Origin of the sequence: Sulfitobacter profundi, assembly GCF_042661425.1 — a bacterium.
Lineage (GTDB): Bacteria > Pseudomonadota > Alphaproteobacteria > Rhodobacterales > Rhodobacteraceae > Sulfitobacter > Sulfitobacter profundi.
The window spans coordinates 1895001-1905905 of record NZ_JBHSWA010000001.1 but is presented as its reverse complement, the minus strand read 5'-3'; the positions used below and the strand labels follow the sequence as shown (position 1 = coordinate 1905905).

Genomic DNA, 10905 nt, shown 5'->3' with positions numbered 1-10905 from the left:
TTCAAATCCTTGAAAGGGGTGCGTTGGGAGGGACCGGACCCGTTTTCTTATGAAGAAAACGGGCCGGGATTTTTAAAAATCCCGTTTACCGCGTCACTCATCCTCCTCCGCATCCAGGAGTTCCATATTCAGGCCGAGGCCGCGCACTTCTTTGACGAGAACGTTAAAGCTCTCTGGAATGCCCGCTTCGAAGTTATCCTCGCCCTTGACGATGCTTTCATAGACCTTGGTCCGGCCCGCGACGTCGTCCGACTTGACGGTCAGCATTTCCTGCAATGTGTAAGCGGCGCCGTAAGCTTCAAGAGCCCAGACTTCCATCTCACCAAAGCGCTGGCCACCGAACTGTGCCTTACCACCCAGCGGCTGCTGTGTGACGAGGGAGTACGGCCCTGTCGAACGTGCGTGGATTTTGTCGTCCACCAGGTGGTGCAGCTTGAGCAGGTACTTGACGCCGACAGTCACGGGGCGGGCAAACTGCTCACCTGTACGACCATCGAACAGCACCGACTGACCGGAGGTGTCGAACCCAGCACGCTTGAGGCTGTCGTTCACGTCCGCTTCCTTGGCACCGTCAAAGACCGGCGTGGCAATTGGCACGCCGCGGCGCACGTTGTCGGCCACTTCAAGAAGCGTGTCCTCGTCCATGCCGGTGATGCCCTCTTCGTAGACATCATCGCCATAAGCCAGCTGCATTGCTTCACGCACAGGTGTCAGATCGCCGGAACGCTTATACTCTTGCAGCGCCTCGTCGACATTCAGGCCCAGACCGCGCGCGGCCCAACCCATATGCGTCTCAAGAATCTGACCAACGTTCATCCGGCTAGGCACGCCCAGAGGGTTAAGGCAGAAGTCGACCGGGGTACCATCGGCGAGGAACGGCATGTCCTCCATTGGCACCACTTTCGAGATCACACCCTTGTTCCCGTGACGACCGGCCATCTTGTCGCCCGGCTGCAGCTTACGCTTCACCGCCACGAACACTTTGACCATCTTCATCACACCCGGGGGCAGATCGTCACCACGACGTACTTTTTCGACCTTATCCTCGAAACGTGCATCCAAGGTCCGTTTCTGGATCTCGTACTGCTCGTTCAGGGCTTCGACGATCTTCGCGTCATCCTCGTCCTCGAGGGCCAGCTGCCACCACTGACCACGGGTCAGGGTTTCCAGCAGTTCCTCGGTGATCTGGCTGTTCGCCTTCACGCCTTTCGGGCCTTTGACGGCGATTTTGCCAAGGATCATGTCCTTGAGACGCGCATAGATGTTGCGGTCGAGGATTGCCAGCTCGTCGTCCCGGTCACGGGCCAGACGTTCGACTTCCTCACGCTCGATCTGCAGCGCACGCTCGTCTTTCTCGACACCGTGACGGTTGAAGACACGCACTTCGACAACCGTGCCGAAATCGCCTGGCTTCACACGCAACGAGGTGTCGCGCACGTCAGAGGCTTTCTCACCAAAGATGGCGCGCAGAAGCTTTTCTTCCGGCGTCATCGGGCTTTCGCCCTTCGGGGTGATCTTACCCACAAGGATGTCGCCCGGCTCTACGTCCGCACCGATGTACACGATACCGGCTTCGTCGAGGTTTCGCAGAGCTTCCTCGCCGACGTTGGGAATGTCGCGGGTGATTTCTTCTGGCCCAAGCTTCGTGTCACGCGCGGCAACTTCGAATTCCTCGATGTGGATCGAGGTGAAGACGTCATCACGGGAAATCCGCTCGGAGATCAGGATGGAGTCTTCGTAGTTGTAGCCATTCCACGGCATGAAGGCGACGACGACGTTCTTGCCGAGCGCCAGTTCCCCCATATCGGTCGACGGGCCATCTGCGATGACCTGACCTTTCGTGACCTTCTCGCCCACTTTCACCAGCGGGCGCTGGTTGATGCAGGTGTTCTGGTTCGAGCGCTGGAATTTGCGCATGCGGTAGATGTCCACACCCGCGTCGCCCAGCTCAAGGTCTTCGGTGGCCCGGATCACGATACGGGAAGCATCGACTTGGTCGATGATACCCGCGCGGCGTGCCGTGTAGGCCGCCCCGGAATCGCGTGCCACAACTTCTTCGATGCCGGTGCCGACGAGCGGCGCCTCGGCTTGCAGAAGCGGAACCGCCTGACGTTGCATGTTCGAGCCCATGAGAGCGCGGTTGGCGTCGTCGTTTTCGAGGAACGGGATCAACGAAGCAGCGACCGAGACCAACTGCTTGGGCGAAACGTCGATCAGGTCCACGTTTTCCGTCGGGGCCAACGTGTAGTCACCGGACTGACGGGTCGAGACCAGTTCGTTGACGAACTTCATGTTCTCGTCGAGGTTGGCGTTCGCCTGAGCCACGGTGTGGCGCATTTCCTCGGTTGCGGACATGTAGTGCACTTCGTCGGTGACGGTGCTGTCCTTGACCACGCGGTAAGGCGTTTCGATGAAGCCGTATTTGTTCACGCGGGCAAAAGTGGCCAGCGAGTTGATCAGACCAATGTTCGGCCCTTCCGGCGTTTCAATCGGGCACATCCGACCATAGTGGGTCGGGTGAACGTCGCGCACTTCAAAGCCCGCACGCTCACGTGTCAAACCGCCAGGCCCAAGCGCCGAGAGACGACGCTTGTGCGTCACTTCGGACAGCGGGTTGGTTTGGTCCATAAACTGCGACAGCTGCGACGAGCCGAAGAATTCACGCACCGCAGCCGCGGCCGGCTTGGCGTTGATCAGGTCTTGCGGCATCACCGTATCGATCTCGACGGAGGACATCCGCTCTTTGATCGCACGCTCCATGCGCAGCAGGCCAACGCGGTACTGGTTTTCCATCAATTCGCCGACGGAACGCACACGACGGTTGCCGAGGTGGTCAATGTCGTCGATGTCGCCACGGCCATCGCGCAGGTCAACCAGCGCTTTGATACAAGCGACAATGTCGTCACGGTCGAGCGTGCGCTGTGTGTCGGGCTTATCAAGCGCCAAACGCATGTTCATTTTCACGCGGCCAACAGCCGAGAGGTCATAGCGTTCGCTATCAAAGAACAACGTGTCAAAGAGCGCAGACGCGGCCTCGACGGTGGGCGGTTCGCCCGGACGCATGACGCGGTAGATGTCCATGAGCGCGGTGTCGCGGTTCATGTTCTTGTCCATCGCCATGGTGTTGCGCATGTAGGGGCCGACGTTGACGTTGTCGATGTCCAGCAGCGGAATCTCGGTGATGCCCGCGTCGATCAGCTCTTTCGCGGTGCCGCCGATCAGGGTGCCGTCTTTGTCGTATTCCAGCGTCAACTCGTCACCGGCTTCGACGTAGATCGCACCGGTTTCTTCGTTGATGATGTCACGCGCGACGAACTTGCCAACGATGTGATCGAAAGGCAGCAGCAGGTCTTTGACCTTGCCTTCGTCGAGCAGTTTTTTGACGGCGCGAGGGGTGACCTTTTTGGTCGCTTCGAACAGGATTTCACCTGTCGCTGCATCCACCAGATCATAGGTCGGACGGGTGCCGCGCACGCGGTCGGGGAAGAAGGGTGCAACCCAGCCCTTGTTCTTCTCAAGCGTGTAGGTGACCGTCTTGTAGTAGGCGTTCATGATCGCCTCTTGGTCCAGCCCGAGGGCATAGAGCAAGGTCGTCACAGGCAGTTTGCGGCGGCGGTCAATCCGGGCAAAGACGATGTCTTTGGCGTCGAATTCAAAGTCCAGCCAGGAACCGCGGTAGGGGATGATGCGGCAGGCGAAGAGGAGCTTACCCGAAGAGTGGGTTTTGCCCTTGTCGTGGTCAAAGAACACGCCCGGGGAGCGGTGCATCTGGGATACGATCACACGCTCGGTGCCGTTCACGACGAAAGTGCCGTTCGGCGTCATCAGGGGCATGTCGCCCATGAACACGTCTTGTTCTTTGATGTCTTTGACCGACTTGGCGCCGGTGTCTTCGTCTACATCAAACACGATGAGGCGCAGCGTCACCTTGAGGGGCGCGCTGTAGGTCATGTCACGCTGCTGACATTCCTCAACATCGTATTTCGGCTTTTCCAGCTCGTACTTGACGTATTCAAGCACGGAGGTCTCGTTAAAATCTTTGATCGGGAAGACCGACTGGAAAACGCCTGTGATACCTTCACCATCGGTGGGGGTCTCGGCGTCGCCGGAATTCAAGAACAGATCGTAAGAGGATTTCTGAACCTCGATGAGGTTCGGCATCTCCAGCACTTCGCGGATTTTGCCGTAATATTTACGCAGACGTTTCTGGCCAAGGAAGGATTGTGCCATGTGTCGTGTCACCTTTCGTGTCTCTTGCCGAGCGCATCAACCACCGGGGCCGTGGTGCGCGCCCATAAGAGCGGAAAATCCGGGTCAATTCTTGGAATGCGTCCCACTGCATCCCTTCCGACCATGGACCTCTCCAGAGAAATACTCCGCCGGACGGAACATTCGTCAAAACAGGTCAGGCTGGACAGGAAAACTCCCGTCCAGCCCTTGTTCATGCGTGGTGCACGTTGCCGCGCACCTCTGGCTTAGGCCAGCTCGACTTCGGCGCCAGCTGCTTCCAGCTTGCCTTTGATCTCTTCGGCTTCGGCTTTGTCGACGCCTTCTTTGATCTTGCCACCGGCTTCGACCAGGTCTTTGGCTTCTTTCAGGCCGAGACCTGTGATGCCGCGGACTTCCTTGATCACGTTGATCTTGGATGCGCCGGCGTTCTTCAGAACGACGTCGAATTCGGTCTTTTCTTCTTCGGCAGCGCCGCCATCAGCAGGACCAGCCATCATCACTGCGCCGCCAGCGGCGGGCTCGATGCCGTACTCGTCTTTGAGGATGGTTTTCAGTTCTTGTGCTTCAAGCAGAGTCAGACCAACGATGTCTTCTGCCAGTTTTTTCAGATCAGCCATGTTTAGCTCTTTCCGTTACGATATGTGTGTTCCAACGCGCGTGTTCAACCCGAGCGCCGGCTTGACGATATGCCTTACGCAGCCGCCTTGTCCTCGATCGTGGACAAGATGGATGCGATGTTGCTTGCAGGTGCGCCAATGGCCCCGGCGATGTTCGAAGCAGGTGCGCCGAGCATGCCCGCGATGGTGGAGATAAGCTCCTCCCGCGAAGGCATTTTCGACACGGCTTCGACACCAGCGGCGTCCAACGCGTTCTCACCCATGGAACCACCAAGGATCACCAGCTTTGGGTTTTCCTTGGAGAACTCCTGAGCAACCTTGGCCGCAGCCACAGGATCCTCAGAATAGGTCAGAACGGTCATACCCGTCAGAAGGTCAGCGATGCTTTCGCATGGCTTGCCCTCAAGGGCGATCTTGGCGAGCCTGTTTTTGGCAACACGCACGGCCCCACCGGCAGCGCGTGCGCGCGCCCGAAGGTCCTGCATTTCGGCAACTGTCAAACCGACGTAGTGGCTAACCACAACGACGCCAGAGCTTTCAAAGATCTGGCCGAGTTCGTCGACCAGCTGTTCTTTTTGTGCTCTATCCACAGTTTCACTCCAAATTTGGGGGTTGCCCCCGGCTCAGTTCAGGATGCGATCTTTTGCATCCCATTCGGGTCCAATGTCAGGGTCCCGGCCAAAACCGCCCGAGGGCAGAATTTTTCCGGTTTCCCATCTCAGGAAGGAATTATTCAGGCCAAGGCCCAAACCCTCCGTCTCGGACAGACGCGCGGACCGATCTTTTGGTCCTTGCGTATCTGACGGCCGAAGCCGCCAAATCTCGGGTCGTAAGGTGGGAGGCTGGCCCCCACCCCACTGGATCACTCGGCGGTTGCGTTCTCGACAGCGACCGACACGCCCGGGCCCATTGTGGAGCTCAGGTTGATCTTTTTCATATATGTGCCTTTGGCACCGGCAGGCTTGGCTTTGGACACCGCGCCAACAAAAGCACGGATGTTTTCGGCCAGCTTGGCTTCGTCGAAGGACAGTTTGCCAACGCCTGCGTGGACGACACCGCCCTTTTCGGCTTTGAACTGAACTTCACCGCCCTTGGCCGCTTTCACGGCGTCGGCGACATCCATGGTCACGGTGCCAACCTTGGGGTTCGGCATCAGGTTACGGGGGCCAAGCACTTTACCCAGACGGCCAACGATCGGCATCATGTCGGGTGTCGCGATGCAACGATCAAAGTCGATCTTGCCGGACTGCACGGTTTCCATCAGGTCTTCTGCACCAACGATATCTGCGCCAGCCTTTTCGGCTTCTTCAGCTTTCGCGCCACGGGCGAAGACAGCAACGCGCATGGTTTTGCCGGTGCCGTTGGGCAGGCCGACAACACCGCGGACCATCTGGTCTGCGTGGCGTGGGTCAACACCGAGGTTCATCGCGATCTCGATGGTTTCGTCGAACTTTGCGTTTGCGTTTGCTTTGATGAGGCTTACCGCTTCTTCAACGGTGATCTCTTCTTTACCAGCAAAGGCTTCACGGGCGGCGCGGGTGCGTTTACCAAGTTTTGCCATCTTACTTCACCTCGATGCCCATGGACCGGGCAGAGCCCAGAATGATTTTCATCGCCGCTTCCACGTCGTTCGCGGACAGGTCGGCGGCTTTTGCTTCTGCGATCTCGCGCAGCTGCTTGGTGGTCACTGTGCCGACGGTTTCACGGCTCGGCGTTTTCGCGCCGGAGTTCACCTTGGCAGCTTTTTTCAGGTAGTAGGACGCCGGGGGCGTCTTGATGTCCATGGTGAAGGACTTGTCCTGATAGTAGCTGATCACGGTGGGGCACGGTGCGCCCGGCTCCATGTCTGCGGTCTTGGCGTTGAACGCCTTGCAGAATTCCATGATGTTGATGCCGCGCTGACCGAGGGCCGGACCAACGGGCGGGGACGGGTTTGCTTGACCCGCTTTAACTTGCAACTTCATCGTACCGACGAGTTTCTTGGCCATCTGACCATTCTCCTTTCAACACCCTTGGGGCGCGCCCCGCGGGATCTTCGTTGCGTGGTCCGGATTGGGCGCCGCGGCGCCCTCGCCTCCCACAATGACCGACACCCTTGAGGCGCCGGGATGGCGGACCTGAGCCCGCCGCGCACTCAGACCTGCTTGTTGACCTGAGTGAATTCCAATTCGACCGGCGTTTCCCGGCCAAAGATCGACACCGACACCTTGAGGCGCTGATTGTCCTCGTCGACCTCTTCGATCATGCCGTCGAAATCCTCGAACGGACCGTCGGCAACCTTGACCTTCTCGCCGATCTCGAAGTGAATCAGCGTGCGTGGGGCTTCTTCGCCTTCCTGCACACGGCCCAAGATCGCCTGAACCTCGGCATCGCGCATCGGCATCGGACGGCCTTGCGGGCCCAAGAAACCGGTGACGCGGTTGATCGAGTTGATCAGGTGATAGCCCGCGTCGGACATTTCCATATGCACCAGCACATAGCCGGGCATGAAGCGACGCTCGGTTGTCACCTTCTTGCCGCGCCGGACCTCGATCACCTCTTCGGTGGGCACCAGCACTTCGTCAATCTGGTCTTCAAGTTCCTGCTCGGCCACGGATGCGCGGATCTGCTCGGCGATCTTCTTTTCGAAGTTCGACAGGACACTGACCGAATACCACCGTTTTGCCATCTGAACTCTGGTCCCTGTCTTGCCATGCGGGCTGCCCCGGCATGTAAATTCGTCAATCACACGGAGCCTCGGCCCCGCAACATCTGAACAAAAAATCGGCGCGCAACTCGAATCGCCGCACGCCCCTTTTCAGGTCAGGTCTGCGCAATAGCCCGCGCAGACGCAGGTTTCAAGGGTGTAAAGATAAATTCACCCGAGCGGGCGATGCTTAGCCGAACATCCCAAGGATCTGCTGTAGACCGCCGCGGATCAGGATATCTACGATCGCAAAGAAAACCGCCGTCAGCGCGGCAAGGATAAAGACCATCACAGTGGTCAGCATCACTTCGCGCTTGGTCGGCCAAACAACCTTGGCAACTTCGGTACGAACCTGCTGGATGAACTGAAGCGGATTGGTGGTGGCCATGACATCTTTCCTTGTTGCCCGATTGGGCGGATGTAACGGGTCCGCCCCCTAGTTTCAAGACACCATCGCGTCCGGCCTAGGCTTCGGAGTTGCGCAGACTGTCAAACCGGCGATCGAGGGCCTCATCATGGCGGGTGTCAGCCGCTGCCATTTCGCCAAAGTCCGGCAGATAAAGCCCGTCGACCGTCCCTTCGGGAAAGCGATCAAGCACCGCATCCCATTTCATCGCGAAAGCATCCAAACGTGCATGAAGCGCCGCCGCCCGGTCCGGCCGCCGCGCGGCATACCAGCGCCCAAGCGTCAATGCCCGCCCCCAAAACCCGTCATAACCAAGGGCGAGAAAGACCCCCAGCGTGACAAACACCGCGATGAAAACCACGCCCAGTACTAACCAAGGCCGCAGAATCACAGCGAGCGCAAGCAGGCTCAGCATCACCGCCCGAGGCGACGGTCGTTTCTTAGGTATCTTGAGCGGCAAACGTTTTTCGGATTTGGCTTTGGCAACCTCCGGCTCCGGCAGCTCGGGAAAGGCATTGCGTCCGGACTGCCGATGTTTGGCGGGGGCTCCGGTGTGTCCATCCCGGTGCCCGCATGCCCCTCCGCCATCACGTTTCGGATCGCAGACAGCGCGGTGGGGTCCAATTCAGATGCTGACGAAGGGGCAACCTTATCTGTGGGGGTCATCTTATCGATCTCTTTAGACAGTTGCGAAAGAGTTACCGATCTATTGCGCCCCCTGCAGGGCGGAAAATGGACAGTTCTTGGGCATAGTGGTTTTGCGCCCCGCCCCCAAAGACAAAACCGCCGCAGCTTTATAGCTGCGGCGGTTTTGTTATTCTGTTGATCGTCGAGAGATACTTTTTTTATCAGGAACTTATTAGGTTTGGCGATGACCTACTCTCCCACGTCTTAAGACGCAGTACCATCGGCGCTACGGCACTTAACGGCTGGGTTCGGGATGGGACCAGGTGTTTTGCTCGCGCTATGATCACCAAACCAAATAAATTCCTGATAAAGCGCTCTGCGCGTTGCGACGCAGAGCGTGTTCCAAGTCATGTACAACTGATTGTATGTGTATGCTTTTGCCCAGTTAAGCAGTCTTGCTTCTACTGGATCAAATCAAGCCTATCGAGCAATTAGTACCAGTCAACTGAACGTGTTACCACGCTTACATCTCTGGCCTATCGACGAGGTGGTCTACCTCGGCTCTCAGGGATACCTTGTTTTGAGGGGGCTTCCCGCTTAGATGCCTTCAGCGGTTATCCTGTCCGATCATAGCTACCCAGCACTGCTATTGGCATAACAACTGGTCCACCAGTGGATCGTTCACCCCGGTCCTCTCGTACTAGGGGCAACTCCTCTCAAGTATCCTACACCCACGGAAGATAGGGACCGAACTGTCTCACGACGTTCTAAACCCAGCTCACGTACCTCTTTAAACGGCGAACAGCCGTACCCTTGGGACCTGCTCCAGCCCCAGGATGAGATGAGCCGACATCGAGGTGCCAAACACTGCCGTCGATATGGACTCTTGGGCAGTATCAGCCTGTTATCCCCGGCGTACCTTTTATCCGTTGAGCGATGGCCCTCCCACTTGGGACCACCGGATCACTATGGCCGTCTTTCGACTCTGCTCGACTTGTCAGTCTCGCAGTCAGGCTGGCTTCTGCCATTGCACTCAACGAGCGATTTCCGACCGCTCTGAGCCAACCTTCGCGCGCCTCCGTTACGATTTAGGAGGCGACCGCCCCAGTCAAACTACCCGCCACACAGGGTCCCGGAACCGGATAACGGTCCGCGGTTAGACATCAAGCAGAACAAGGGTGGTATCTCAAGGGAGGCTCCACCGAGACTGGCGTCTCGGTTTCAAAGCCCACCACCTATCCTGCACATGTTCGGCCTAATGCCAGTGTGAAGCTGTAGTAAAGGTGCACGGGGTCTTTCCGTCTAACCGCGGGTAACCGGCATCTTGACCGGTAATTCAATTTCGCTGAGTCTATGTTGGAGACAGCGGGGAAGTCGTTACGCCATTCGTGCAGGTCGGAACTTACCCGACAAGGAATTTCGCTACCTTAGGACCGTTATAGTTACGGCCGCCGTTTACCTGGGCTTCAATTCAGAGCTCTCACCCCTCCTTTTAACCTTCAGGCACCGGGCAGGCGTCAGACCCTATACGTCGTCTTACGACTTCGCAGAGCCCTGTGTTTTTAATAAACAGTCGCCACCCCCTGGTTTGTGCCCCCAGCCTCTAGTTGCCTAGAAACCGGGCCTCCTTCTCGCGAACTTACGGAGGTATTTTGCCGAGTTCCTTCAACATAGTTCTCTCAAGCGCCTTGGTATTCTCTACCTGTCCACCTGTGTCGGTTTAGGGTACGATCTAGCGATGGAGCTATTTCCAGGGACCTCTAAGCAGCCCATTCAATCCGATAAGGATGAACTACCCTCGAGATCCGTCACTTCCATCTGGCCCAGGAATATTAACCTGGTTCCCATCGACTACGCCTTTCGGCCTCGCCTTAGGGGTCGGCTTACCCTGCTCAGATTAGCTTTAAGCAGGAACCCTTGGACTTTCGGCGAGAGTGTCTCTCACACTCTTTGTCGCTACTCATGTCATCATTCTCACTAGTGATCTCTCCACCGGATCGCTCACGCGCCAGCTTCACAGAAAGCTCCTTGTGTCCAATCCTACCTAAGTAGGTAAGGACACATGGAACTATGTCACACTACGCTCTGCTACCATGCAATAAATGCATCCTCAGCTTCGGCTCATGGCTTGAGCCCCGTTACATCTTCGCCGCAAGACAACTTATTTAGACCAGTGAGCTGTTACGCTATCTTTAAAGGATGGCTGCTTCTAAGCCAACCTCCTGGTTGTTTTGGTCGTCTCACCTGCTTTCCCACTTAGCCATGAATTAGGGGCCTTAGCTGGAGGTTAGGGTTGTTTCCCTCTTCACGACGGACGTTAGCATTCGCCGTGTGTCTGC

Annotated in this window: 8 protein-coding genes and 2 rRNA genes (1 of these 10 cut by a window edge); all 10 read right to left on the bottom strand. The window is 57.4% G+C overall.

Features of this window, described 5'->3' with window-relative positions; translation table 11 throughout:
* Positions 1 to 93: 93 nt before the first annotated feature.
* Positions 94 to 4230: a DNA-directed RNA polymerase subunit beta gene (gene rpoB / locus ACFQAU_RS09915; RefSeq protein ID WP_132446968.1), complete on the bottom strand. Its 4137-nt coding sequence runs from the start codon at positions 4228 to 4230 to the stop codon at positions 94 to 96.
* A 245-nt stretch (positions 4231 to 4475) separates the two neighbouring features.
* Positions 4476 to 4847 carry a 50S ribosomal protein L7/L12 gene (gene rplL / locus ACFQAU_RS09910; protein ID WP_007118820.1) on the bottom strand — a complete coding sequence of 124 codons (372 nt, stop codon included), beginning with the start codon at positions 4845 to 4847 and terminating at the stop codon, positions 4476 to 4478.
* A 74-nt stretch (positions 4848 to 4921) separates the two neighbouring features.
* Positions 4922 to 5437, bottom strand: a complete 516-nt coding sequence (gene rplJ / locus ACFQAU_RS09905; RefSeq protein WP_007118819.1) for a 50S ribosomal protein L10 — start codon at positions 5435 to 5437, stop codon at positions 4922 to 4924.
* 272 nt (positions 5438 to 5709) lie between these two features.
* Positions 5710 to 6408, bottom strand: coding sequence for a 50S ribosomal protein L1 (gene rplA, locus ACFQAU_RS09900; RefSeq protein WP_067622131.1), 699 nt, complete (start codon positions 6406 to 6408; stop codon positions 5710 to 5712).
* A 1-nt stretch (position 6409) separates the two neighbouring features.
* Complete coding sequence (gene rplK / locus ACFQAU_RS09895; RefSeq protein ID WP_067622128.1) at positions 6410 to 6835, bottom strand: 50S ribosomal protein L11; 426 nt, start codon at positions 6833 to 6835, stop codon at positions 6410 to 6412.
* A gap of 146 nt (positions 6836 to 6981) precedes the next feature.
* Positions 6982 to 7515, bottom strand: a complete 534-nt coding sequence (gene nusG, locus ACFQAU_RS09890) for a transcription termination/antitermination protein NusG (protein WP_132446970.1) — start codon at positions 7513 to 7515, stop codon at positions 6982 to 6984.
* Between the two features lie 208 nt (positions 7516 to 7723).
* Positions 7724 to 7921 (bottom strand): preprotein translocase subunit SecE, encoded by a 198-nt coding sequence (gene secE, locus ACFQAU_RS09885; protein ID WP_007118815.1) that lies wholly within the window; start codon positions 7919 to 7921, stop codon positions 7724 to 7726.
* 76 nt (positions 7922 to 7997) lie between these two features.
* Positions 7998 to 8354 carry a hypothetical protein gene (locus tag ACFQAU_RS09880; RefSeq protein WP_386281963.1) on the bottom strand — a complete coding sequence of 119 codons (357 nt, stop codon included), beginning with the start codon at positions 8352 to 8354 and terminating at the stop codon, positions 7998 to 8000.
* Between the two features lie 448 nt (positions 8355 to 8802).
* Positions 8803 to 8917, bottom strand: a 5S ribosomal RNA gene (rrf, locus tag ACFQAU_RS09875).
* Positions 8918 to 9036: 119 nt separating this feature from the next.
* A 23S ribosomal RNA gene (locus tag ACFQAU_RS09870) occupies positions 9037 to 10905 on the bottom strand (it continues 962 nt past the right edge of the window).